Here is a 23,776-nt window from a genome sequence, read left to right on the forward strand (position 1 = left end):
AATTACTCAGCGGCTGCCTCGGAAACTTTGTCGGTCAAGCAAGAAAGCCCCCAGGCATCCGTCGCTAGACGAACGAGCTGGCCGGTCCGTGAGGGACTTCCCAAAAGCGTGCCATCAAGTGAATTTCCCCCAAAGCTCGGCGACGGAAGGCTGCGCACGTCCTTCCGTCTAAGCTCATCGGGGAGCTCAAGTGCTCCTGCGGCGAATGCCTCCAATCGGAGCGTAACGTAGTCAATGAAGAACCAAAACGCCGGATCGCCGAATGGAACGACAAGCCACTCCTCGTACCAATCGTCTCGAATTATACACTCGGCCGGAAGCCCCTTTGATAGAATGGTCAAGCGCACGGCCTTAGTCCAAGTGAGCATCGCTTGTCCATTCTGAGGGATGAACGGCGCTCGAACTTTAGATTGGCGAATGCTCCAGAATATTGGGCATTCGGCCCATGCCAGCTTTAAGTGAAACGCAGTGATTATATCGTCAGCAGAAGCACCGTTCAAAGCAAGGTCCGACACTGCTTTAAACGTGTTCGCGTGGTTGAAATGCTCAAATAGCTCGATGAACTTACCCAAAAATCTCCGCCGATCGATCGATGAGGGTACATCAAGTAGACTCAGGAGCCACCGAGCCCTTCGAGCCTGCAAGCTTTCGGCACGATCCTGCTCCCGAGGTAACCCAAACGGGTGCTCGAAAGCGCGTGCCTCAAAGAGCGGAAGTTCGACATAATCAAACCAGTCTGGCTCCCGCTCGCTTGAGGTGGAATTGACGGTCTTGGGAGGAGCGGGCAAAGGGTCCCAAAAGTCCGCATTTTGCAAGCCGCGTTGGGATTTTGTGAACGCCAGTTCACGAGCATCGTGGATAATTGGTTCCCAATGATCGTTCAGACCATCGAGCCCAACTACTTTCGGTCGGAAATCTTCGGGCGTCCAAAAAGAAAGCATTGCCCATTTGCCGGCAGCAACAGCCTTCATAGCTGAGCGCCGCCTCCCCTCGGGATCATCTCTCAACGTCTGGCTGCACGCAAGATAGACACCTTTAATACGCGCAGACTTGCACCGTCCTGCGATACCGGCGCCCATGCCCCTGCCAGAGCCGCCTGAACGTCAATGCCAGCTCGCGCTGTCCGCTGAATTTCCCGGTTCGATCATGGAGACTTGGCCGGTTACTTGGGATCGTCTAGGCCGCCCGCCGGAAAGCGAGTGAAATGCGGTCAAGATCTGTGAGGCTCGATGTCGCGAGCATATATCTTAGCGCGCTTGACCCTGTTCGGCCGCTCTACCAGAATATTCCTATTGCGCTTTATCCGAAATCATGCTTTAACCCCCGCATCCCGTCCCACAGAGGGGGCGCTTCGCGATCGTCACGGACGTCGGGTGCGGGATGCGGTGGGCGCATTGGGTCGCAGCGCGGGTCTCTCGCGCGGACGAACGATCCCGGTGCGACGATGAAGTCGCGTGGTTCTGGCATCCCGGTGCTGATGCCAAGCGGGCGGTGACGAATCGCCGGCGACGGGGGCAATAAAGCCGGTCCCCGGGAAGATCGCGTATAAATCGCAACACCATCGCGCAGGGAAGGCCGGGTGATCTCGGCTGAGCCTGTGGTTCTGCCGCGTGCTTTTTGTTGCACGCGGACCATGGGCGCCGGCCGGCGCCCGGTCTTCCCTGCGCCCTCTGCCTGATGAGGGGGACGCCTTCTTGGAAAACTCGGGCGGAGACACGCCGCGAGAACGGATGTGCTTGTGACGAGCTTGGTTGGCAGTGCGGGCCTCGCCCTTCGAGACGCCCGCCTGCGGCGGGCTCCTCAGGGTGAGGAGCGAAGGTCGTTTCTTGATGTGCTGCGCCGATCTCGGAGCTCCATCCTCATGGTGAGGAGCGCCGCATGCGGCGCGTCTCGAACCATGAGGCCCCGCAGACCATGAGGCCTCGCACCCGCCCCGTAGCTTTCCGGGAACCCGGCCGGTCACACTCCCGTGTGAACCGTCCCCGTGTGCGGGAAAGTCCCGCAGGAACGGGTGCCTCACGGCTGCCTTTGTGCTAGGTTGAACATCCGGGCAACCTGGAGGGATTGTTGAGCGGTGTCACCCCCGAGCCGGCGCGGCCGGCAAGCAACACGCCCGATGGCCTTGCGCGGCTGAAGCTGGTGCAGGCGCTGCAGCGGGCGCGTCTCGCCATCGCCTGGGAGCACGGCTGGCCGCATCTCGCGCGGCTGCTGACGGTCATCGGCCTGTTCCTGATCGTCTCCTGGGCCGGACTCTGGCTCGGCCTGCCGTTCGCAGCCCGCGCCATCGGAGTTGGCTTGTTCCTGCTGCTCCTGCTCGGCGCCGCCGTGCCGATGCTGCGCTTCCGCTGGCCCAGCCGTGACGACGGCCTGGCCCGCCTCGATCGGGGTTCGGGGATCGCCCATCGTCCCGCCACCGCGCTGACCGACACGCTCTCCACCCAGGATCCGATCGCCCGCGCGCTGTGGCAGGCACAGCGCGAGCGCACCCTGGCCTCGATCAAGCGCATCCGCGCCGGCACGCCGCGGCCGCGGCTGTCGCTGCACGATCCCTGGGCCTTCCGCGCGCTGGTCATCGTGCTGCTGGTCGCGACCTATGTCGCGGCCGGCGACGAGCGGCCGATGCGCGTGGCCTCGGCGTTCGACTGGAACGGCGTGCTGGCGCCGGTCACGATCCGCGTCGATGCCTGGGTCAAGCCGCCGCTCTATACGGCCAAGCCGCCGATCATCCTCTCCGCCGCCAACAAGGAAGGCGCGGTGCCTTCGAGCGGCCCGATCGTGGTGCCCGCGGGCAGCACGCTGATCGTGCGCTCCAGCGGCGGCAATCTCGACGTGATCACGTCAGGCGGTGTCACCGAGGCCGCGCCCGGCGAGGTCGCCGCCGGCGAGGCTGCGCCGAAAGGCACCACCGAGAAGCATTTCACGATTCGGACCGACGGCACCGTGCACGTGCGGGCGCCCTCCGGCCAACCGCAATGGGTGTTCGCGGCGACGCCGGACCGGCCGCCTGTCATCAGCATGGCCAAGGACCCCGAACGGCAGGCGCGCGGCTCGCTGAAGCTGTCCTACAAGCTCGAGGACGATTACGGCGTCACCGAAGCCCACGCCCGGGTCGTCGCGCGTCCTGTCGAAAGTAAGGCTGCCGAGAGCAAGGCCGCGGACGCGTCTGTCGCCCGGCCGCTGTTCCAGCCGCCGGAGTTTCCGCTGGTGCTGCCGAATGCGCGCACCCGCAACGGCGTCGGCCAGACCGTCAAGGATCTCAGCGAGGATCCCTATGCCGGCGCTGACGTGACGATCACGCTGACCGCCAAGGACGAGGCCGGCAACGAGGGCACGAGCGAGCCGTTCGAGACCAAGCTGCCGGAGCGGCTGTTCACCAAGCCCTTGGCGCGGGCGCTGATCGAGCAGCGCCGCCTGCTGGCGCTCGACGGCAACCGCAATGGCGACGTGTTCACCGCGCTCGATGCGCTGGCGATCGCGCCGGAGCTGTTCACGCCCGAGACCGGCCAGTATCTCGGCCTGCACGCGGTCACGCGTCAGCTCGAGGCGGCGCGCACCGACGACGCGCTGCGCGAGGTGGTCGCAAGCCTGTGGGCGCTCGCGGTCACCATCGAGGACGGCAATATCAGCGACGTCGACAAGGCGCTGCGCGCGGCCCAGGACGCGCTCAAGCAGGCGCTGGAGCGCGGCGCCACCGACGAGGAGATCAAGAAGCTCGCCGAGGACCTGCGCCGGGCGATGGACAACTACATGCGCCAGCTCGCCGAGCAGCTGCGCAACAACCCGCAAGCTGCGCAGCGGCCGCTCGACCAGAACACCAAGATCCTGCGCCAGCAGGACCTGCAGAACATGATCGACCGCATGGAGCGGCTGTCGCGCCAGGGCGACAAGGAAGGCGCGCGCGAGCTGCTCGATCAGCTGCAGCAGATGCTGGAGAACCTGCAGATGGCGCAGCCCAACCAGGGCGGCGACAACGACATGGAGCAGGCGCTCAACGAGCTCGGCGACATGATCCGTAAGCAGCAGCAGCTCCGCGACAAGACCTTCAAGCAGGGCCAGGACTCCCGCCGCAACCGCAACAAGCAGCAGGGCCAGCAGGGCGACCAGGACCAGAGCATGGGCGACCTGCAGCAGGACCAGCAGGCGCTGCGCGACCGGCTGAAGCAGCTGCAGGATCAGCTCGCCAAGCGCGGCATGGGCCAGAAGGGCGAAAAAGGCCAGAAGGGTCAGAAAGGCCAGAAGGGGCAGCAGGGTCAGCAAGGCGATCAGGGTGACCAAGGCGACCAGGGTGATGCCGGCGATGGTCTCGATGAAGCCGACGGCGCCATGGGTGATGCCGGCAGTCAGCTCGGCGACAGCAATGCTGACGGCGCCGTGGAATCGCAGGGCAAGGCGCTGGATGCGTTGCGCAAGGGCGCCCAGAGCCTGGCCGAAGCGATGCAGCAGGGCGACGGCGACCAGCCGGGCGATGGTCCGGGCCAGCGCGCCGGCCGGCAGGCGGGCGCCCAGCAGACCGATCCGCTCGGCCGCCCGATGCATCCCGGCCGCGACATCGACGATTTCTCGCAGAAGATTCCGGGCGAGATCGATGTCCAGCGCGTCCGCCGCATCCTGGAGGAGCTGCGCCGCCGTCTCGCCGATCCGTCACGGCCGCAGGTCGAGCTCGACTACATCGAGCGGCTGCTGAAGGAGTACTGAGGCTGCGCGGTCCGCGTTGCCTGCGGAAGGTGGCTGGCTGGTCTGCTTGAGCTCGCGCAGGCCGGTCAGTAGCGCTTCTCGGACAGGATTCGCGCGGCATGCTGCAGCCGGTCGACGGAGCGCTCGGTGTCGGTCAGCGCGCAGCAGCTGACCAGCGTGTCGATGATGGCGAGCTGGGCGACGCGGCTGCTCATCGCCTCGGGCCGGTAGCGGGTCTCGTTCGCCACCGTGTAGAGCAGCACCTCGCAATGCGCCGCGAGCGGCGACTTGCCGAGCCGCGTGATGCCGATGGTGCGCGCGCCGGCTGCCTGCGCCAGTCGGGTCGCCAGCACCGTCTCGACCGTGCTGCCGGAATGCGACACCGTGACCGTCGTGACCCCAGGTCCGGTCATGCCGGCGCTGACCGCTTGGACATGGGAATCGACGATCGCATTGGCCGCCAGCCCCAGCTGCAGCAGGCGGTAGGACAAATCCTGCGCGACCGGCGCCGAGCTTCCGATGCCATAGATCTCGATCCGCTGCGCCTCCCGCAACAGCTTCGCGGCCTGCGCCAGCGCCTCCATCGAGAGCAGGCGGCGCGTCTCCTGCAGCGAAGCGGCGTGGGCGGCGAAGATGTGGTCGGTGACCGTCGCCGGATCATCGCCGCGATGCAGATCCTCCTGGATCAGGCGGACCGGCTCGATCAGGTCGCGGGCCAGCAGGATCTTGAGCTCCTGAAAGCCCCGAACCCCGACGCGTCGGCAGAACGACACGATGGTGCCCTCGCTGACATCGCAGGCCTCCGCGACCTCGGTGATCGACATGTGAATGAACGGCTCCGGCCGGGCGATGATCAGCTCCGCGATCTGCCGGGCCTTCGGCGGAAGCTCGTTCTGCAGCTCGCGAATGCGGGACAGGATACCGTTCACGGATGGTGCTGGGGTGGTCGATCCTGTCACTCTCGCCTCGCAAAGCGCGTCCGACTGCCATGCCTAGCGGGCGCAGGTTGGGGTGACTGAGAAAATCTCAGGCATATTAATTTCATAAATAAAAATTTCACAGCGGCGTCAAGTCGCGCTGATACGCCGGTGGAGCTCGCAGGCGCAGGTCGGGTCCGCCCGCCAACCCTGAATCTGTTCTCCAGGATTTCAAAAGGTCGTATCAGCATGACAACACGTCGCGATTTTCTGGCAGGCGCCACGGCGGCGACTGCCTTCGCCAGCATCCGCCAGGCGCTGGCCATTCCGGCACGGCGCCGGACCGGCACCATTCAGGACGTCAAGCACATCGTCATCCTGATGCAGGAGAACCGCTCGTTCGACCACTATTTCGGCACGCTGCGCGGCGTCCGCGGCTTCGGCGATCGTTTCCCGATTCCGCTCGAAAGCGGCAAGCCGGTCTGGTTCCAGTCCGACGGCAGCCGCGAGATCCCGCCCTATCACCGCGACTCCACGACCTCGAACGCGCTGGTCGGCTACGGCACGCCGCATTCGTTCGGCGACAGCCAGGCCGCCTGGAACCAGGGCAAGATGGGCTATTGGGCGAAGTACAAGACGCCCTATGCGATGGGTTATTTCGGCCGCGACGACATCCCGTTCCAGTTCGCGCTCGCTGAGGCCTTCACGCTGTGCGACGCCTATCACGCCTCGATCACCACCGGCACCGACCCGAACCGGATCGTGTTCTGGTCGGGCTCCAACTTCAATCCGGCGCTGCGCGCGCAGGGCATCAACTCCACCACCAACGATTCCGAGCCCAACAACCTCCGCTGCTGGCCCAGCCCGCACAATTGGGTCGCCGGCCAGCCGCAGCCGCAGGCCAACTACAAGTATGTCGGCAGCGACTTCAACTGGGACACGCTGCCCGATCTCCTGAACAAGGCCGGTGTCAGCTGGCACATCTATCAGGACATGAACGACAACTGGACCGGCGCGATGCACGGCTGTCTGGCATTTTCCAGCTTCCGTCATGCGCAGCCGGGCGATCCGAACTACGTGCATGGCCTGACCGGCGGTCCCGACTATCTGGACCGGCTGAAGGCCGACGTCATGGCCGGCACGCTGCCGGAGGTGTCGTGGATCCTGCCGACCCAGGCCAACTCCGAGCATCCCGGCGGCGGCAGCCCGACCCGCGCCGGCAATTTCACCGACCAGGTGCTGGAGGCGCTGACCGCCAATCCCGAGGTCTGGAGCCAGACTGTCTTCTTCCTGACGTTCGACGAGAATGACGGCTTCTTCGATCATCTGCCGGCGCCCGCGGTGCCATCCTACGACATCAACGGCAAGCTGATGGGCAAGGCGACGCTGCCGCTCGCCGGCGAGTACTTCGCCAACACGGTGGGCAACGTCCTGACCGCGGCGGACACGGTCAGCGGCAACATCCGCCCATGGGGGCTCTCCGCGCGCGTGCCGATGTATGTCGTGTCGCCGTGGAGCAAGGGCGGCTGGATCAACTCGCAGGTGTTCGATCATACCTCGATCGGTCGCTTCCTCGAGAAGCGCTTTGCGATCAAGGTCGACGCCATCAGCCCGTGGCACCGCGCCATCTCGGGCGATCTCACCTCGGCGTTCGACTTCGCCAGCCCGAACGATCCGCGCTTTCCGGAGCTGCCCGACCAGAGCAACTGGCAGGCCTCCGACGCGCATCAGAAGACGTTGCCGGCGCCGGTCGCGCCCGCGACGCCGCAGCCGCTGTTCCAGGAAACCGGCGTACGCTATTCGCGCCCGCTGCCCTACATCCTGCACGCCACCGCGAGGGTCGACGCTGCCACGGGCAAGGTGAAGCTGCTGTTCGCCAACACTGGCTTTGCCGGCGCCGTGTTCCACGTCTACGACAAGCAGCACCTCGACCTCATCCCGCGGCGCTACACCGTCGAGGCCGGCCAGATGCTCGACGACGAATGGAGCATCGGCAACGACGGTCTCTACGATCTCTGGGTGCTCGGCCCGAACGGATTCCACCGCCATTTCAAGGGCGACCTCGACAAGGTCAGGCAATCGAATGCCGCCAACCCGGAGATCTTCGTCGGCTACAACGTCTTCGAGGGCGGCCTGCACATGCAGTTCCGCAACGACGGCCATGCCCGCGTGAGCTTCACGGTGAAGTCCAACGAGATCTATGGCCCGCTGCAGGCCGTCACCGCGTCGGTCTCGGCCGCGCTCGAGCCGCGGTGCCCGGGCTTCGGTCCGCTGCCCGGCTTCCACCAAGTGGGTTTTGGCGCGGTGCCGGGCTTTCGGTCGGCTCCCGATTTCGATGCGCCCGGCTTCGGCTTCGGCGCGCCGAGCTTCTTTCCCGGACCGAGCCATGGCGGTCCGTCGACGTCGTGGACCGTCAAAGTGTCCGCGCCCGGCCGCCACGGTGAGCTCTATTGGCATCTGCGCAAGTCCGGCCTGTGGTACGACTTCGTCGTCACCAGCGACACCGACGACAGCTTCTCACGCCGCGTCGCCGGCCACGTCGAGACCGGCCGCGCGTCGTTCAGCGATCCCGGCATGGCATTGGCCGATCGCTTCTAGTCACTGCATCCCATACGAGGTTTGCGGAGGGCGCCCATGGGCGCCCTTTCGCGTTGCTTCAACCGCTGCTGAGATCGTGGATCACGGGGGACAGGCGGCCTGACGAGATATCCAGCGTCGCGAGCGTGATCGGGAGCTTGAAGCGGCGCGGGCCGGCGCTGCCCGGATTCAGGTAGAGCACGCCGTCGATCGTTTCGACCCGCGCACGATGCGAGTGGCCTGAGATCACGACGTCGATGCCGGCCTCGGCCGGATTGATTGTCAGGTCGTGGACATCGTGCACGAGGAAGAACGTCCGGCCCTCGAGATGGACGCTGTCGGTCTCGGGATAGGCCTTCGCCCAGTCCGCCGTATCGATATTGCCGCGGATCGCGGTGACCAGGGCTATCAGACGAAGTTGCTCGACGATATCGGGTCGGCCGATATCGCCGGCGTGGATGACGTGATCGACGCCGGCCAAAGACCGCATTGCCTCGGGCCTCAGCAGGCCGTGCGTATCGGAGATGATTCCAAGTCTGAGCATCGTTCCATGCCGGCGTGAAGGGGGGCCTCAGGCGATCTTGAGGATCTCCAGCTCCTGCCCGGACGCCTCCACCACGTCTCCGGCCGACTTGCCCACGAGCAGGCGAGCCACCGGCGAGACGTAGGAGATCATGCCGCGCTTGGGATCGGCCTCGTCCTCGCCGACGATGGTGTAGGTCTGCACGCGGCCATCGCCGCGCCGGAACGTCACCGTGCTGCCGAACGCGATCTGATCGGTCGATGCCGGCGCCGGCATCACCTGCGCGGTCCGGACCCGCGCTGCAAAGTAGTGGGCGTCGCGCAGCGGCAGCGCCGATTCCCGCCGCCGCTCGTTGACGTCCTCGTTCGCCTGCGCCGCTTCGTAGGCCGCCTGCGCTTCGCGCAGCTGATCCTCCAGCGCCTTGAAGCCTGCTGCGGTCACGAGGTTGGGGTGCGGCGACACCGGCCGGTCCGGCAGCAACGTCTCGGCCGCGGTCTCGGCGCTCTCTTCCTTGGTGAATGCGACGCTCACGTTCGACAACTCCTGCAACCGGCCTTGAAGGCGCGAGGGGTACCGGTGAGAGATCATGTCGTCGTAGCGCATTTCAAGTCCTATCGCGATGTTCAGCAAGGCTCCGCTGGCGTGCGCGCGCCCAGTGGCGCAGGGATTCAGCGCCCGGTATGCTCGAGCCAGCGCTCCGAACCGTTTGAGTCCGAACTCTCTTCGGTGCATCTCGGACAGTTGGACGCGGTCCTTACCGGTCCGCGTAAAGCGACCGCTCGAGGATAGCGGACAATCATACGACCGGATCACGGGCGCATTCCGATGAAGGCGGTCGCGGACGGAATGAGCCAGGTTGCCGCACTCAGTCCTGCGCCAACGGCTCCTTGACGGTGAGCAGGACCAGAAACGTCGCGAGAGAGCCGGCAACCATGAGCAGGAAGACCGAATCCCAGCCGAAGCGGTCCAGCATGAAGCCAGCCGCAAGAGGAGCGCAGGCACCGCCGATCTGGCCCCCGGTATTCACGATCGCATTGGCGATGGGGAAGCTCTGCTTGCTCGCCAGCATCATCGGATAGGCCATGTACGCGGAGAACCCGAAGCTGAACAGAAGGCCCGTCACAAACAGCAGCCCTGCGAACAAGGTCGGATCGGAGGGTGAGTTCATCAGCGCGTACATCGTGAACGCAGTGGCCAGCGCAGAAAACATCATGCCGGGCTTGCGGCGCTTGTCGAGCCAGCGATCAGAAACATATCCTCCGACGAGATTGCCGACGACGGCGCCAATCCACGGCGCGGCTGCGACGAAACCCGTTCCGGTCACCGAAAACTTCTTGACCGTGAGCAAGTAGGTCGGGATCCAGGCTAGCATGTAATTGGAAATGCCGAGCTGGAAAGCATAGCCGAGAGAGCTGCCCCAGATGTCCCAGGACCTGAAGACCTTCGCGTTGGTATCGAGTATCTCGGGCTTCTCGGCGCGAATGATCTTGTCGAGCAGGCCGAAATCACGCCGCGCTGTTTTCCTTGCTCGTTCGGCGACGCTCTTGTCCGTGATGACGTCGAGCTCTTCCTGATTGCAGAATCGGCTCTCGGACGGCCGGTTCGCGACCAAGAGAAACCATACAACCGCCAGGATCAGCCCGGGCACTGCGAAGAAATAGAAGATCTCGCGCCAGCTCCAGATGGAGACGATCATAGCGCAGATCGGCGGCACGATCACGGGTCCGAACTTGACTGCCGACAGAAAGACGCCACTGGCAATCCCCTTTTCCTGCGGCCGGAACCAATTGTTGATTGTCGTGGCGACGCCGATGGGCAGCGGCGCCTCCGAAACGCCGAGTCCGAACCGACTGAACTGGAGCATCAGCATCGAACTGCTCGCGCCGGTCAGCGCCGTGAACCCGGAGGTCAGAACCATCGCCCAGGAGAAGAAGCGGTGGACGCCGAATTTGCTGATGGCGAAGCCCGACGGGATTTGGGTCAGCGCGTAGCCCCAGAGGAAGAGGCTGAGCAGCGCCCCCGCCTCGGTGTTGGACATCGAAAATTCCTTGCGGATGAAGGGCAGGGCAAAGCCGATATTGGCCCGATCCGCAGCGGCGATTGTATAGATCGTGAATATGAGCGTGAGCACGACCCAGCGAAAATGCGTCGGCCTGGTCGCCGATCCGGCTACAATACCCACCGTCATGGTCTTCCTCCCTTGATGTCGACGTCCAGACTGCGCATAGACGACAGCAGGAGCGTTCCCTCGTTGTTGAACTTGTCGTGCTTGCTTCGCCGTCGTTCCGCGGCGATTGGCGCGCTGCGTTTTGCGCAGCGTATGCTCTAAACCGTGCTTCGATCTCGGGTCAGGTCAATCCCAGACGCGCCAGGATCGGTGATAGTTCGAGGAGCTGCGCTCTGGTGGCACCGCCGCGAACGGCCTCGCGCATCTCGTGCTCCTTGCGTTCTCGCGCCTTGCCTTGCTCGATTGCGGAAGCGACGCCGTCCTTCGGCACGGCGACCGCGGAAAACGATCTCGCTCGGCAACTCGCCGGACATTCCGCCATGACCGCCTGCGCGGCTGTTTGCTGTCGATCTCACGTTTCATGGCGTGTTCTCGAGCGAAGACTAGGATTGCGCGCTAATTCGCAAAATAGATAAAAAGTAATGGAGATAGATTTCTTTTTGGAATGTACCCCGTCAACGCCCTTCACGCGGTGCGATAGGATCACGCTGAGGCAGCTGGAAGCACTCGATTGGATCCTCGACCGGGCTCGCTCTGTTCGATCGGAATCAGCGCGGTGCACAGTTGACCGAGCACGGCGAGCACATCCTGGCGCTCGGTCGCAACATGCTGGTCATTCAGGAGCAGATACCTTCTCTGAAGCACAGCAGGCGGCCGCCTGCACGACGTCTTCGTCTGGGTGTCACCGAACTGTCGGCACTGACCTGGCTGCCGAGGCTGGTTTCGGCAATCGCGGCCGCGCATCCGTCGGTCATTGTCGAACCCGAGGTGGATATAAGCCCGGACGCTCTATGAACGTCTGACCGAAGACTCGATCGACGTGATCGTCATTCCTGAAGCGTTTTCGGCTCCGGAGATCGCCTCGGTTCGCCTTTCCGAGGTCGTGAACGTCTGGTCGGCCCGTCCCGGTGGACTCGAATAGCCCCTGGATGCCCGGCCCGAGGCTTGGACGCGACCCAGGTGCGCGTAAGACGGATCAGGCCGGTGCGATCAGGGGCGGGCGCGTGGGGATCAGCGCACGTTACGCCTGTTCGCGCTTGACAGGAGCGCAGCAGCGCGTTTCAATATACGAACTATAGTTCGCAATCCGAACTATACAACAACAATGCCGCCGTTGTTCGAGGGCGTCAAGCAGGAAACGTCGGGAGCCTCCAGTGGACGAGGACAGCAAGGCTGGCAAAAGCGTCGTGCAATCGCTGGCCAAGGGCTTTCAGGTGCTGAACGCCTTCACCAGTGAGGAGCCCGAGCTGGTGCTCGCCGACGTCGCGCGCCGCGCTGCGCTCGACAAGGGCACCACGTTCCGCCTGCTCAACACGCTGCTGATGCTCGGCTATGTCGAGAAGGTCGGCGACACCAGGCGCTTCCGTCTCACGCTGAAATGTCTCGATCTCGGCTTCAACGCGATCGCGCGCTCGGAGCTGCGCACCCAGGCGCGGCCGATCCTGCGCAGCCTCGTCGGCGAGATGAACGAGGCCGCCTCGCTGGCGGTGCTCGACGGCAGCGACATCGTCTATGTCGAGCGCATCCAGGCCGGTCTCGTCCGGCTCGGCGTCGACGTCCGCATCGGCAGCCGCGCGCCGGTCTACTCCACCGCCGTCGGCCAGGCGCTGCTGGCGCTGCTGCCGGTGGAAACGCAGGTCGAGGTGCTCGAAGCGCAGCCACGCATCAAGCGCACCGAGACCACCATCACCGATCTCGATGCGCTGCTAGAGCGCCTGCGCCAGGTGAAGGCCGCCGGCTACGCGCTGTCCAATCAGGAAAATGCACCGGGGCTGTGCGTGCTCGCCGCGCCCGTGATCGACCGCGACGGCGTGCCGCTGGCCGCGATCAGCGTCGCGGCGCCGACCATGCGCATGTCAGCCGAGGCGTTCGAACGCATGGGCGTCGCGCCGCTGCTCAGGGCCGCCGCCCAGCTGTCGCGCGCGCTCGAGGCCATGGGCGGCGCCACTGCAACCGTTTCCAACCGATGACATCGAACTGACCACCAGGAGCCTGATATGAGCGTCATGACCAACTTCAAGGGGATCATCCCGGCGATCGCCGTCCCCTTCAACGCCGACCACTCGATCGACGAGGCCGAGCTGTCGCGCTACGCCGCATGGCTCGGCAAGCGCCGCGGCATCGTCGGCATCATGACCAACGGCCACACCGGTGAGGTCTTCAGCCTGACGGCGAAAGAGCGCGCCGAGGTCACGCGCATCGTCGCCAAGGCGCTCGCCGGCATCTGCCCGACCATCTCCTCGGTGGTCTGCGAGGGCATCAAGGACGGCATCGAGCACGCGCTGATGGCCAAGGAAGCCGGCGCCACAGCGCTCGACATCATGCCGCCGCATCACTGGCTGCGCTTCGGTTTCAAGCGCGAGCACTGCCTCGACTATTTCAGCGCCATCGGCGAAGCGACCAGGCTGCCGCTGATCGTGCACGTCTATCCGGCCTGGACCCGCGCTTCGTTCTCGTCAGATCTGCTCGCCGAGCTCGCGCGTCTCGATCACGTGCAGGCGTTCAAGATCGGCACCCGCGAGATGAACAAATACGCCCGCGACATCAAGGCGATCCGCGCGGCGGCGCCGCACAAGGCGCTCTTGACCTGCCACGACGAATATCTGCTGGCCTCGATGGTGCAAGGTGTCGACGGCGCGCTGGTCGGCTTCGCCTCGCTGATTCCGGATTTGATCTACGATCTGTTCGCGGCCGTCACCGCCGGTGACCTCAAGCTTGCGATGAAGCTGCAGGGCATGATCGATCCGTTGAAGGACGCCGTGTATGGCGGCGGCGAGCCGACCGGCGAGGCGCATGGCCGGATGAAGGCGGCGATGCAGGTCGCCGGTGTCATCCGCGACGCCACGGTGCGGCCGCCGACGCATGCGCCGAGCGCCGAGGAGATGGCGGCGATCCGCGCCGCAGTGGCTGCGGCCGGACTGACGGTGCAGGCCGCGGCCTGATTGATCGACAAGCGACGGTCGGGCGTGGCCCGGCCGTCACCCCAGACGACAACGAATAACATTCCGGGTGGACGCTCATGCTGATGATGGATGTCGACAATGCGCCACGGCGCGCCACGGACGCGCCGAACGATGTGCTGATCGCGATCGACCAGCTGTCGAAGACCTATGTCTCGGCCTCGGGCGCGGCGGTCCATGCGCTGAGCCGGATCTCGCTCGACATCAAGCCGGGCGAGTTCGTCTGCGTCGTCGGACCCTCCGGCTGCGGCAAGAGCACCTTGCTGCGCCTGCTCGCCGGGCTCGACGGCTATAGCGAGGGACGGCTGCTGCTCGATGGCGAGAAGGTCGCAGGGCCCTCGCGCAAGGTCGGCGTCGTGTTCCAGGCTGCCAACCTGCTGCCGTGGATGACGGTGCGCGACAATGTGCGGCTGCCGCTGCGCGTCGGCGGCAAGCACGCGCCGGCCGGCGACCGCATCGAGCGACTGCTCGCGGTCACCGGCCTCGCTGATTTCGGCGACAAATATCCCTACGAGCTGTCCGGCGGCATGCAGCAGCGCGCCGGCATCTGCCGCGCGCTGGCGCGCGATCCCGAGATCCTCCTGATGGACGAGCCGTTCGGCGCGCTCGATGCGTTGACGCGCGAGCGCTTGAACCTCGAGCTGCAGCGCATCTGGCAGGAGAACCGCAAGACCATCCTGCTGATCACCCACTCGATCTCGGAGGCCATCTTCCTCGCCGACCGCGTCATCGTGATGTCGGCGCGCCCCGGACGCATCCTCGCCGATCTCTCCGTGCCGATTCCGCGGCCGCGTACGTTCGACGACATCGTGCTGCATCCGGATTATGCGCGGCTCGCCAAGGAGGTCCGCGGGCTGCTCAATGCACAGGAGCATGGCCATGACTGATCTCGCCAACGTCGCCGTTTCATCCATGTCGCAAAAGCCGGCCAAGCCTCGCCGCAGTTTCAGCCTGGGATCGCCGATCGCCTGGATCGGCCTTGCGGTCCTGATCCTGAGCTGGATCGCCGCGGTCAACCTGCTGAACATCCCATCCTACATCCTGCCGAAGCCCGAAGCCGTCGTCCGCGCGCTGTGGTCCGGATTAGCGGTCAGCCCGGCAAGCCAGCTCGGCTATTACCTGCCGCTGTGGAGCACGCTCAGCAACGCCGCAATCGGCTGCACGATCGGAGTCTTGCTCGGCCTTCTGATCGGCTCGCTGATGGCGGAGGTCGAGGCGATCGAACGGCTGGTGATGCCGTATGCGTTCGCGCTGCAGAGCCTGCCGAAGGTGGCAATCGCGCCGCTGATCGTGATCTGGTTCGGCTTCGGCGACGGCTCGAAGATCGCGATCTCGGCACTGCTGTCGTTCTTCCCCGTGCTGATCAACAGCTTCACTGGGCTGCGCGCCGTCGAACCGGAACGCATCGACCTGATGCGCTCGCTGTCGGCGTCGCGGCTGGAGACCTATCGCATCGTCAAGCTGCCCAACGCCGCGCCCTTCATCTTCGCCGGCCTCGACATGGCCGTGGTCTATGCACTGCTCGGCGCGATCGTTGCCGAGTTCCTCGGCGCCCAGCGCGGCATGGGCGTCGTCATCACCCAGGCCCAGGCGGTGTCGGACGTCGCCGGCGTGTTCGCCGCGCTGATCATTCTCGGCGTGCTCGGCATCGTGCTGCATGGGATCGTGCGCTGGTGCGAGGCCAAGGTCGTGCACTGGGGCGCCAACCGCAAAAAATAAAACAGGGAGGAACGAAGAATGGTTTCGCGCAGGTCATTCCTGAAGAGCAGCGCCGGTGCGGCGCTGCTGATGAGCGGCGCTCCGGCCGGGCTGATGGCCGCCGACATCAGAAAGATCCGTTTCGGCGTCGGGCTCAAGGCGCTCAACGCCACGGTCATCAATTGTGTGATCGGCGAGGCGCTCGGCTACAATGCGCAGGAGGGCTTCTCGCTCGACGTCCAGGCGCTCGGCACCAACGCCAACGTCCAGGTCGCGACCGATCGCGGCTCGGTGGCGATCGGCATCGGCGTGCCGTCGACGGCGTTGCCGCTGCTCGCCAAGAACGAATGGGGCGGCGCCAAGATGTTCTATCAGTACACCTACCCGTACAAATGGGACATCGCCGTCCCGCCCGGCTCTGCGCTCAAGAGCTACACCGATCTGAAGGGCAAGAAGGTCGGCGTCTCGGACTTTGGCGCCACCGAATATCCGGTGACCAAGAACGTGCTGAAGGCGCTCGGCCTCGATCCGGACAAGGATGTGAGCTGGGTCGCGGTCGGCAACGGCACGCCGGCCGGCGTCGCCCTGCAGCGCGGCGTCGTCGATGCGCTGGCCTATTTCGACACCGGCTTCGGCCAGATCGAGGCCGCCGGCATCGAGCTGACCTACCTGCCGCGTCCGACCTCGATCCCGATGGTCGGCGGCCAGTTTCTGATGGCGATGCCCGCGACCTTCGAGAAGGACAAGGATCTCTTGATCGGCTTCGGCCGCTCGGTGTGCAAGGCCTCGCAGTTTCTGCTCGCCAATCCCGCCGCCGGCGCCAAGGCCTTTCTCAAGCTCTATCCGGAAACGGCGCCGCGCGGCGCCAGCGAGGACGAGGCGGTCAAGGCCGTGCTGCAGTCGATCAGCCGCCGCATCAAGCTGTATGCGCCGCCTTATGCCAACACCCAGATGGGCGCGATCAACGAGCAGGAGTTCCGCACCGAAGCGGCAATGAACGGGCTGGACATCAAGGACTATGCTGCGCTCTACACCAATGAGCTGATCGACAAGATCAACAATTTCGATGCAGTGAAGGTCAAGGCCGAGGCGGCTGCGTACAAGGGATGACGGCGCAGGACCACGACAGCAGCTCCGGACCGCGCCATGCGGTGGTGACCGGAACCAGCTCCGGCATCGGCCGCGCGGTCGCCGAGCGTCTGCTGGCGGACGGCTGGCGCGTGACCGGCATCGACCGCGCGGCCTCGGTGCTGTCGCACGAACGCTTCGATGGCTTCGAGGCCGATCTGGCTGAGCCGCACACGCTGATCGCGCGCCTTGCTGACGTCGGTGCCGTGACCGCGCTGGTCCATGCCGCCGGCTACATGCGTGTCGGCCGTCTCGGCGAGTTGCAGGCCGAGAGCGGCGAAGGGATGTGGCGCGTCCATGTCGGCGCCGCGGAGGCGCTGGCCAATGCGTTGGCGCCGCGTCTGGGCGAGGGCGGCCGCATCGTGCTGATCGGCAGTCGTACCGCCAATGGTGCGGCGGGCCGCAGCCAGTACGCCGCGACCAAGGCGGCGCTCACCGGCCTCGCACGCTCCTGGGCGATCGAGCTCGCGCCGCGTCGCGTCACCGTCAACGTCATCGCACCGGCCGCGACCGACACGCCGTTCCTGCGCGATCCCAGCCGGGCCGGCACCGCGCCGGTGCTGCCGCCGATGGGCCGCTTCGTCGATCCCACTGAAGTCGCCGCGCTCACTGCTTTCCTGCTGTCGCCGGAGGCCGGCGCCATCACCGGCCAGACCATCACCATCTGCGCCGGCGCCTCGCTCTGATGCGGCGGATGCAATCAAGATCAGGAGAATGACCATGACCGTCCGTATCGTCGACGTCCGCGAGGTGACGAAGCCGATCTCATCGCCGATCCGCAACGCCTATATCGACTTCACCAAGATGACGTCGAGCCTCGTCGCGGTCATCACCAATGTCGAGCGCCAGGGGCGTCCCGTCGTCGGCTACGGCTTCAACTCCAACGGCCGTTACGGCCAGGGCGGGCTCATCCGTGAGCGGTTCAGGGCGCGCCTGCTGGACGCCGACCCCGCCTCGCTGCTGGACGCCAGCAAGGACAACATCGATCCCGACAAGGCCTGGGCGGCGATGATGAGCAACGAGAAGCCCGGTGGCCACGGCGAGCGTTCGGTCGCGGTCGGCACGCTCGACATGGCGATCTGGGACGCGGTCGCCAAGATCGCCGACAAGCCGCTGTTTCGTCTGCTCGCCGAGCGTCACGACCGCACCGCCGATCCGCGCGTGTTCGTCTACGCCGCCGGCGGCTACTACTATCCGGGCAAGGATCTCTCGGCGCTGCGCCGGGAGATGCGCGGCTATCTCGAGCGCGGCTACAACGTCGTGAAGATGAAGATCGGCGGCGCCCCCATTGAGGAAGACCGCCATCGCATCGAGGCCGTGCTCGCCGAGATCGGCCCCAACAACCAGCTCGCCGTCGACGCCAATGGCCGCTTCGACCTGGAGACCGCGATCGCCTACGCCAAGATGCTGCGCGACTATCCGCTGTTCTGGTACGAGGAGGCTGGCGATCCGCTCGACTATCACCTGCAGGCGACCTTGGCCGACTACTATCCCGGCCCGATGGCGACCGGCGAGAACCTGTTCAGCCACCAGGATGCGCGCAACCTCATCCGCTACGGCGGCATGCGTCCCGATCGCGACTGGCTGCAGTTCGACTGCGCGCTGTCCTACGGCCTGTGCGAATATCTGCGCACGCTGGACGTGCTCAGGACCTACGGCTGGTCGCCGTCGCGCTGCATCCCGCATGGTGGCCACCAGATGTCGCTCAACATCGCCGCCGGCCTCGGCCTCGGCGGCAATGAGAGCTATCCCGACCTGTTCCAGCCCTATGGTGGCTTCCCCGACGGCGTGAAGGTGATCGACGGCCACATCACGATGCCCGATCTCCCGGGTATCGGCTTTGAAGGCAAGTCGGATCTCTATGCCGAGATGCGCGCACTCAGCGCGTGAGTCGACGGCGCCTCAATCAAGATCTCGCTGTCGTCCCGGACAAGCGCGCGGCACGCGCGCCCGGACTTGCTCGGGACGACACTGAGTACGGAGCGCGTGTTGACCCGCCCGACGGGCAGTCTGCTCATGACAGCTCTGCGCAATCTGCCCGTCGAGCCAGTTTGTCGCATGCTGCGGCCTTGCACCGTCGGGCAAATCACCGGCACATTTCCGCGCATCCCGCCTCACTCGGAAGGGGCGTTGCGCGCGATCGTCACGACACGCGAGGCGGGGAGGCGATGGCCGCGATATGCCGCAGCGTAGCTTTGCTGCGCGGACGAACGGCGTGGCGTGGACGTGAAGTTGCGTGGTCCTGGCGCCCCGACGCTGGCGCTAAGTCGGCAGGTGATGATCCTGCTGATAACGGTGGCTAACAAGCCCGGACACCGGGGAGAGCGCAAAGTAAACGTTAAGACCGTCGCGCAGGGAATGCCGGATGATCGGCTGAACCTGTGGTACCTGCCGCCTGCATTTTTTTCGCAGGCGGGCCATGGGTGAGGCCTTCACCCGGCATTCCCTGCGCCCTCCGACCTTGCGAGGGTGACAACGACTGGCAAAGCTCGGGCAAGACATGCCGCGGGAATGCGAACGCACGTGAATTGTATGAGTTGGGAAACGAGATGCCTCCCCCAGCGTCATTGCGAGCGCAGCGAAGCAATCCAGAATCCCTCTGCGGAGACAGCCTGGATTGCTTCGCTGCGCTCGCAATGACGGAGGAGAGGATCAGTCCCCCTCGCGATCTTTCCGCGAGGGAAGTCGGACGCTCCGCGCTCCATCTCACCACCACCGTCGTCCCGGGCAAGCCGCGACGGCGCGAAGCGACGGCGTGGCGCCGACCCGGGACCCATAGCCCCAGGGAGATGTGATTGCGCCAGATGTGGGACCATCCTCGACCCTCAACGCCCGCCGGTGGTTATGGGTCCCCGCGTGCGCGGGGACGACAGCGGAGAGTGGAGCGACACCGAGGATCGCAGCGATCAGTCGATGGCAAGGCGCGAGCCATCCACCTTGGCGTCTCCAGGCGACGCCCGCGCGATCCGCACGCCCTACGCCTTGGCCGGCTTCGACGCCAGCGCGTCGGCGACCGCGGTGCGAATGTCGGCGACCGAGAACGGCTTGGTGATCACGTCATGCGCGATCGCGCTGAGATTCGAGGCCCGCTCGCGCTGATGCGCAAAGCCCGTCATCAACAGGATCGTCAGGTCGGGGAAATCGCGTGCGGCTGCCAGCGCCAGCGCGATGCCATCCATGATCGGCATCTGGATGTCGCTCAGCAGCAGGTCGAAGGCGCCGTTCTCACGTGTCAGGATCTCGAGCGCCTCGGCGCCGTCCTGCGCGGTGACGGTCTCGTGGCCGTCCATGGCTATTGCGCGCGCGACCAGCGTCCGCATCGAATCTTCGTCGTCGGCGATCAGAACGCGCGACATATGGTTTCGTCTCCGTCTCGTGGGGCCCGCGCGAGAGCCGCGAGACCGCAATCATTATGCACTGCCGGCGGTCAGATCGCGCCGGTTGAAGAACCGTATATCGATATTGCGGCCTTCGGGAGGGGGCGAAGCGAGCCGCGACTTGAAGGCGGTGCGCTCCCCGGGCTTCAGCACGGCCTGGTCGAGCACGGAATTCCAGGCATAGATCTCGGTGCCCTGCGCGTCGCGAACGCTGAAGCGCAGCCGGGGCAGGTCGACCGCCTTCTTCGTGGTGCTGACGATCATGCCCTCGATGACCAGCACCGGCTTGCCGTCGACGGTTTCCGTCGCCACCTTCAGATCCTTGAAGGTTACGCCGCGCAGGTTCACCTCGAGCCCAACCAGCTTGTAGAAGGAGGCCGTCTGCGGCATCAGCCGGACCACGTCGGCACGCCAGACGACGAGCGCGATCGTGAGCGCCGCCATCGCGGCCGTGAGTGCCGGCAGGTTGAAGATGGCCCTTCCGGCGAGAGGCGGTAAAACAGGATGCCTGATGAATTTTTTGAGAATGGCGAGCCGCGAGCCCCTGGCCGGAGCCGGCTCCCCCGGATCGGCCCCGGCCTCGCCGGTCTCGTCCTCGGGCCAGTCGGCGGCGAGCGGCGGACTCGCCACTTCCGGCGGCTGTTCGTCGGCTTCCTCGCGGGCGAGGGCTTCCCATTCGTCGGCCACGTCGCGCGGCGCGGCCGCCGCGCCGGCCTCGGCCATCGCCGGCATCGGCGCCGGAGCCGCGACCGCATCCTCGGGATGCGCCAGCCACACCTCCTTGCAACGGGAGCAACGCACGTTGCGGCCGGCTGTACCCAGGGTTGCCAAATCAATGGCATAAGATGTGGTACAATGGGGGCAAATGATGAACATCGCGCCTGTTCTCCGACGGCCATTGCCGCTTTGTTTCCGGGAGTTCGTGCTACAAGAACCGCCATGTCGACGAACTTCGGAACTCAATTGCGCCAATGGTACATGGCGACCGTTAACGAACCGGAAACCATAACGGGCGCTCAATCGGCTCGTCGTCCCGTCGGTCTTGGTGCGCGGGTGTGGGCCGCGCACGCTGTCGAACGGAGCTGATGCTTTGGTTCGATTTGAAAATGTTGGGCTGCGCTATGGACTGGGGCCGGAGATCCTCCGCGACCTCAGCTTTCAGATTCCGGCCCACTCCTTTCAGTTTCTCACCGGCCCGTCGGGCGCCGGCAAGACGTCGCTGCTGAAGCTGCTGTTCCTGTCGCTGCGGCCGACCCGGGGCCTGGTCAATCTGCTCGGCTACGACGTCTCACTGCTCAGCAAGGACGAGATCGCTGATCTGCGCAAGCGCATCGGCATCGTGCTGCAGGACTTCCGGCTGCTCGACCACATGACGACCTATGAGAATGTGGCGCTGCCATTCCGCGTCGTCGGCCGCGACGAGTCGAGCTATCGCAAGGAGGTCATCGACCTCCTGAAATGGGTGGGTCTCGGCGAGCGCATGGATGCGCTGCCGCCGATCCTGTCCGGCGGCGAGAAGCAGCGCGCCGCGATCGCCCGTGCCGTGATCTCGCGGCCGCAACTGCTGCTCGCGGACGAGCCGACCGGCAACGTCGATCCGACGCTGGGCCGCCGCCTGTTGCGGCTGTTCATCGAACTCAACCGCTCCGGCACGGCGGTAATCATCGCAACCCACGACATCACGCTGATGGACCAGTACGAGGCCCGCCGGCTGGTGCTGCATCAGGGACGGCTGCACATCTATGAGTAGCGTGGACGAACGCGGCCTCCTGGTCGATCTCGGCGACGACCGCCCGCAACTGCCGGCGCAGGCCCGCATCGTGTCCCCCATCGTGCCGCGCGCCTCGATCGCCGGCCGCGCGCTGGTCGCCGTGGTGGCGATCATGACCTTCCTGGCCTCGGTCACGACCGGAGGCGTGCTGCTGATCAGCGAGTCGGCGGCCGAGTGGCAATCCGAGGTGGCGAGCGAAATCACGGTCCAGGTCCGCCCCAAGACCGGCCGCGATCTCGAGCGCGACACGGCGTTGGTCACCGAGGCGATGCGCGCGCAGTCCGGCATCGTCGAGGTCAGGCCGTTCACCAAGGACGAGTCGGGCAAGCTGCTCGAGCCTTGGCTCGGCAGCGGCCTGTCGTTCGACGATCTGCCGGTGCCGCGCGTCATCATCGCGCGGGTGCAGCCGGGGACCACGTTCGATCTCACCGGCTTGCGCAACCGCGTCATCCAGGTCGCGCCGACGGCCAGCGTCGACGACCATCGCGCCTGGATCGAGCGGATGCGCTCGATGACCGGCGCGACGCTGTTCGCCGGATTCGGCATCCTCAGTCTGGTGATCGCGGCCACCATCATCTCGGTGTCGTTCGCGACCCGCGGCGCGATGGCCTCGAACCGGCCGATCGTCGAGGTGCTGCATTTCGTCGGCGCCGGCGACCGCTACATCGCCAATCATTTCCTGCGGCATTTCCTCCAGCTCGGGCTCGAAGGCGGCGTGATCGGGGGTGGATTTGCGATGCTCGGCTTCGGGTTCTCGGAGTCGATTGCCAACTGGTTCTCCGGCACCCCCGTGGGTGACCAGTTCGCGGCCCTGCTGGGCACGTTCTCGCTGCGCCCGCTTGGATACATCGTGATCGCCCTGCAGGCCGTCGTGATCGCCGCCGTGACCGGCTGGGCGGCGCGCCGCACCCTGTTCACGACGCTGGCGAACATCGACTGATGGCGGCCGCTGTCCCCAGGGATCTTGGTGCCGATTTCACTTCGCCCGAAAACCGCCTAAAATCGTTTGCGTCGGGATGAGGCACGACAGGGGTGAGTTGGGTCACGAACACGGTGGAGGTCACGCGCCAGGATCGGCCGCGACAGAACGTGATCGGGATGCCGGCGAAACCTGCCTGCACTCCAGGACTTGAACGACGGGAGCGCGCGCCGGCATGGGGCCGGGCGCATGCAGGCAAGGGATCGCCAGGCGTTGGTGCATGGGGCCAGGGACCGACCATAGCAGGCGTAAGCTGCCGCTCACCGCGGCGCTGGGTCGCACGCTCGCAGGCGTCGTGGCCACGCTTGCGGTCGGCTTCTTCATCGCGGCCGTCGGCTTCGTCGGTTTTCTGTCGCAACTGCGCGGCGCCGAAATCCAGCCCGAGCGCAAGGCCGACGGTATCGTGGTTTTGACCGGCGGCTCCTCACGGGTGTCCGACGCCGTGGAACTGCTCGCCGGCGGCTACGGCCAGCGCCTCCTGATCTCCGGCGTCCACCCGACCAACGACGCCAGCGACATCACCCGCTCACTGCCGGAGGCGAGGTCGTTCATCAATTGCTGCGTCGACCTGGATTATTCCGCGATCAACACCCGCAGCAATGCGGCGCAGACGCGGCGCTGGGCGACCGAGCGCGGGTTCAAGTCGCTGATCGTCGTCACCTCGAACTATCACATGCCGCGCGCCATCGTCGAACTCTCGCACGCCATGCCGAGCATGAACCTCATTCCGTACGCCGTGGTGGGCGAGAAATGGCGTGATGAGCCGTGGTGGACCAGCGCCCCGACGCTGCGCCTTCTGCTGTCCGAATATGCCAAATATGTTGCGGCCGAGATGCGGCTGCGGCTCGCCGATCTCGGCCTCGACCTGGCGCCCGAGGTCGAGGCGCCGACCGGCTCGGTCTCGCGCCGTCCGGCGACGGCGCAAGCCAATTGAACAGGGTTCCC

At 65.5% G+C, this 23,776-nt stretch carries 21 protein-coding genes; 14 read left to right on the top strand and 7 right to left on the bottom strand.

Going from position 1 to position 23,776, the window contains the following annotated elements; all coding sequences use genetic code 11:
• Nucleotides 1–2: 2 nt before the first annotated feature.
• The gene (locus tag LQG66_RS28970; protein ID WP_231319262.1) at nucleotides 3–971 is read right to left on the bottom strand and encodes a hypothetical protein; all 969 of its coding nucleotides are present in this window, start codon (nucleotides 969–971) and stop codon (nucleotides 3–5) included.
• Between the two features lie 1,096 nt (nucleotides 972–2,067).
• On the opposite strand from LQG66_RS28970, the gene LQG66_RS28975 reads away from it, so the two are divergent.
• Nucleotides 2,068–4,695, top strand: coding sequence for a TIGR02302 family protein (locus LQG66_RS28975; protein ID WP_231319263.1), 2,628 nt, complete (start codon nucleotides 2,068–2,070; stop codon nucleotides 4,693–4,695).
• A 65-nt stretch (nucleotides 4,696–4,760) separates the two neighbouring features.
• On the opposite strand, the gene LQG66_RS28980 is transcribed toward LQG66_RS28975, so the two are convergent.
• The gene (locus LQG66_RS28980; protein WP_231319264.1) at nucleotides 4,761–5,633 is read right to left on the bottom strand and encodes a MurR/RpiR family transcriptional regulator; all 873 of its coding nucleotides are present in this window, start codon (nucleotides 5,631–5,633) and stop codon (nucleotides 4,761–4,763) included.
• Between the two features lie 207 nt (nucleotides 5,634–5,840).
• On the opposite strand from LQG66_RS28980, the gene LQG66_RS28985 reads away from it, so the two are divergent.
• Complete coding sequence (locus LQG66_RS28985) at nucleotides 5,841–8,189, top strand: phosphocholine-specific phospholipase C (RefSeq protein WP_231319265.1); 2,349 nt, start codon at nucleotides 5,841–5,843, stop codon at nucleotides 8,187–8,189.
• Between the two features lie 58 nt (nucleotides 8,190–8,247).
• On the opposite strand, the gene LQG66_RS28990 is transcribed toward LQG66_RS28985, so the two are convergent.
• From LQG66_RS28990 to LQG66_RS29000, 3 genes are all read right to left on the bottom strand, one after another.
• Nucleotides 8,248–8,712, bottom strand: coding sequence for a metallophosphoesterase family protein (locus tag LQG66_RS28990; protein WP_231319266.1), 465 nt, complete (start codon nucleotides 8,710–8,712; stop codon nucleotides 8,248–8,250).
• A gap of 27 nt (nucleotides 8,713–8,739) precedes the next feature.
• Nucleotides 8,740–9,222: a transcription elongation factor GreA gene (greA, locus tag LQG66_RS28995; RefSeq protein WP_231319267.1), complete on the bottom strand. Its 483-nt coding sequence runs from the start codon at nucleotides 9,220–9,222 to the stop codon at nucleotides 8,740–8,742.
• A gap of 334 nt (nucleotides 9,223–9,556) precedes the next feature.
• On the bottom strand, nucleotides 9,557–10,879 hold the full coding sequence (locus LQG66_RS29000) for an MFS transporter (protein WP_231319268.1): 1,323 nt from the start codon (nucleotides 10,877–10,879) through the stop codon (nucleotides 9,557–9,559).
• A gap of 603 nt (nucleotides 10,880–11,482) precedes the next feature.
• Between LQG66_RS29000 and LQG66_RS29005 the strand changes: the two genes are divergently transcribed.
• From LQG66_RS29005 to LQG66_RS29045, 9 genes are all read left to right on the top strand, one after another.
• Nucleotides 11,483–11,713, top strand: coding sequence for a hypothetical protein (locus tag LQG66_RS29005; RefSeq protein ID WP_231319269.1), 231 nt, complete (start codon nucleotides 11,483–11,485; stop codon nucleotides 11,711–11,713).
• A gap of 359 nt (nucleotides 11,714–12,072) precedes the next feature.
• Nucleotides 12,073–12,888, top strand: a complete 816-nt coding sequence (locus LQG66_RS29010; RefSeq protein ID WP_231319270.1) for an IclR family transcriptional regulator — start codon at nucleotides 12,073–12,075, stop codon at nucleotides 12,886–12,888.
• Nucleotides 12,889–12,915: 27 nt separating this feature from the next.
• Entirely contained in the window at nucleotides 12,916–13,860 is a 945-nt protein-coding gene (locus tag LQG66_RS29015) for a dihydrodipicolinate synthase family protein (protein WP_231319271.1), read from the top strand.
• A gap of 77 nt (nucleotides 13,861–13,937) precedes the next feature.
• The gene (locus LQG66_RS29020; RefSeq protein WP_231319272.1) at nucleotides 13,938–14,765 is read left to right on the top strand and encodes an ABC transporter ATP-binding protein; all 828 of its coding nucleotides are present in this window, start codon (nucleotides 13,938–13,940) and stop codon (nucleotides 14,763–14,765) included.
• On the top strand, nucleotides 14,758–15,597 hold the full coding sequence (locus LQG66_RS29025) for an ABC transporter permease (RefSeq protein WP_231319273.1): 840 nt from the start codon (nucleotides 14,758–14,760) through the stop codon (nucleotides 15,595–15,597). The genes LQG66_RS29020 and LQG66_RS29025 overlap by 8 nt, the downstream gene beginning before the upstream one ends.
• A gap of 18 nt (nucleotides 15,598–15,615) precedes the next feature.
• Nucleotides 15,616–16,686, top strand: coding sequence for an ABC transporter substrate-binding protein (locus tag LQG66_RS29030; RefSeq protein WP_231319274.1), 1,071 nt, complete (start codon nucleotides 15,616–15,618; stop codon nucleotides 16,684–16,686).
• Entirely contained in the window at nucleotides 16,683–17,390 is a 708-nt protein-coding gene (locus LQG66_RS29035; protein ID WP_231319275.1) for an SDR family NAD(P)-dependent oxidoreductase, read from the top strand. The genes LQG66_RS29030 and LQG66_RS29035 overlap by 4 nt, the downstream gene beginning before the upstream one ends.
• A 34-nt stretch (nucleotides 17,391–17,424) precedes the next feature.
• Nucleotides 17,425–18,594 (top strand): mandelate racemase/muconate lactonizing enzyme family protein, encoded by a 1,170-nt coding sequence (locus tag LQG66_RS29040; RefSeq protein ID WP_231319276.1) that lies wholly within the window; start codon nucleotides 17,425–17,427, stop codon nucleotides 18,592–18,594.
• A gap of 330 nt (nucleotides 18,595–18,924) precedes the next feature.
• On the top strand, nucleotides 18,925–19,131 hold the full coding sequence (locus LQG66_RS29045; protein ID WP_231319277.1) for a hypothetical protein: 207 nt from the start codon (nucleotides 18,925–18,927) through the stop codon (nucleotides 19,129–19,131).
• A 548-nt stretch (nucleotides 19,132–19,679) separates the two neighbouring features.
• On the opposite strand, the gene LQG66_RS29050 is transcribed toward LQG66_RS29045, so the two are convergent.
• The gene (locus tag LQG66_RS29050; RefSeq protein ID WP_231319278.1) at nucleotides 19,680–20,060 is read right to left on the bottom strand and encodes a response regulator; all 381 of its coding nucleotides are present in this window, start codon (nucleotides 20,058–20,060) and stop codon (nucleotides 19,680–19,682) included.
• Between the two features lie 54 nt (nucleotides 20,061–20,114).
• Nucleotides 20,115–20,957, bottom strand: coding sequence for an MJ0042-type zinc finger domain-containing protein (locus tag LQG66_RS29055; protein WP_231327989.1), 843 nt, complete (start codon nucleotides 20,955–20,957; stop codon nucleotides 20,115–20,117).
• A gap of 214 nt (nucleotides 20,958–21,171) precedes the next feature.
• Between LQG66_RS29055 and ftsE the strand changes: the two genes are divergently transcribed.
• The 3 genes from ftsE (at nucleotide 21,172) to LQG66_RS29070 (ending at nucleotide 23,765) form a co-directional block, all read left to right on the top strand.
• A complete protein-coding gene (gene ftsE / locus LQG66_RS29060) occupies nucleotides 21,172–21,831 on the top strand; it encodes a cell division ATP-binding protein FtsE (RefSeq protein ID WP_231319279.1) in 660 nt (219 codons plus the stop codon).
• The gene (locus LQG66_RS29065) at nucleotides 21,824–22,792 is read left to right on the top strand and encodes a cell division protein FtsX (RefSeq protein WP_231319280.1); all 969 of its coding nucleotides are present in this window, start codon (nucleotides 21,824–21,826) and stop codon (nucleotides 22,790–22,792) included. Before ftsE ends, LQG66_RS29065 begins: the two co-directional genes overlap by 8 nt.
• 259 nt (nucleotides 22,793–23,051) lie before the next feature.
• Nucleotides 23,052–23,765 carry a YdcF family protein gene (locus tag LQG66_RS29070; RefSeq protein WP_231319281.1) on the top strand — a complete coding sequence of 238 codons (714 nt, stop codon included), beginning with the start codon at nucleotides 23,052–23,054 and terminating at the stop codon, nucleotides 23,763–23,765.
• Nucleotides 23,766–23,776: the final 11 nt, after the last annotated feature.

The organism is Bradyrhizobium ontarionense (genome assembly GCF_021088345.1).
Classification (GTDB): domain Bacteria; phylum Pseudomonadota; class Alphaproteobacteria; order Rhizobiales; family Xanthobacteraceae; genus Bradyrhizobium; species Bradyrhizobium ontarionense.

Excerpts from the sequence above, each read along its gene's own strand:
- LQG66_RS28970 (WP_231319262.1), bottom strand. The coding sequence starts at position 971 with ATGAAGGCTGTTGCTGCCGGCAAATGGGCAATGCTTTCTTTTTGGACG.
- LQG66_RS28985 (WP_231319265.1), top strand. The coding sequence starts at position 5,841 with ATGACAACACGTCGCGATTTTCTGGCAGGCGCCACGGCGGCGACTGCC.
- LQG66_RS28990 (WP_231319266.1), bottom strand. The coding sequence starts at position 8,712 with ATGCTCAGACTTGGAATCATCTCCGATACGCACGGCCTGCTGAGGCCC.
- LQG66_RS29000 (WP_231319268.1), bottom strand. The coding sequence starts at position 10,879 with ATGACGGTGGGTATTGTAGCCGGATCGGCGACCAGGCCGACGCATTTT.
- LQG66_RS29015 (WP_231319271.1), top strand. The coding sequence starts at position 12,916 with ATGAGCGTCATGACCAACTTCAAGGGGATCATCCCGGCGATCGCCGTC.
- LQG66_RS29020 (WP_231319272.1), top strand. The coding sequence starts at position 13,938 with ATGCTGATGATGGATGTCGACAATGCGCCACGGCGCGCCACGGACGCG.
- LQG66_RS29025 (WP_231319273.1), top strand. The coding sequence starts at position 14,758 with ATGACTGATCTCGCCAACGTCGCCGTTTCATCCATGTCGCAAAAGCCG.
- LQG66_RS29030 (WP_231319274.1), top strand. The coding sequence starts at position 15,616 with ATGGTTTCGCGCAGGTCATTCCTGAAGAGCAGCGCCGGTGCGGCGCTG.
- LQG66_RS29035 (WP_231319275.1), top strand. The coding sequence starts at position 16,683 with ATGACGGCGCAGGACCACGACAGCAGCTCCGGACCGCGCCATGCGGTG.
- LQG66_RS29040 (WP_231319276.1), top strand. The coding sequence starts at position 17,425 with ATGACCGTCCGTATCGTCGACGTCCGCGAGGTGACGAAGCCGATCTCA.
- LQG66_RS29050 (WP_231319278.1), bottom strand. The coding sequence starts at position 20,060 with ATGTCGCGCGTTCTGATCGCCGACGACGAAGATTCGATGCGGACGCTG.
- LQG66_RS29055 (WP_231327989.1), bottom strand. The coding sequence starts at position 20,957 with ATGTTCATCATTTGCCCCCATTGTACCACATCTTATGCCATTGATTTG.
- LQG66_RS29065 (WP_231319280.1), top strand. The coding sequence starts at position 21,824 with ATGAGTAGCGTGGACGAACGCGGCCTCCTGGTCGATCTCGGCGACGAC.
- LQG66_RS29070 (WP_231319281.1), top strand. The coding sequence starts at position 23,052 with ATGGGGCCAGGGACCGACCATAGCAGGCGTAAGCTGCCGCTCACCGCG.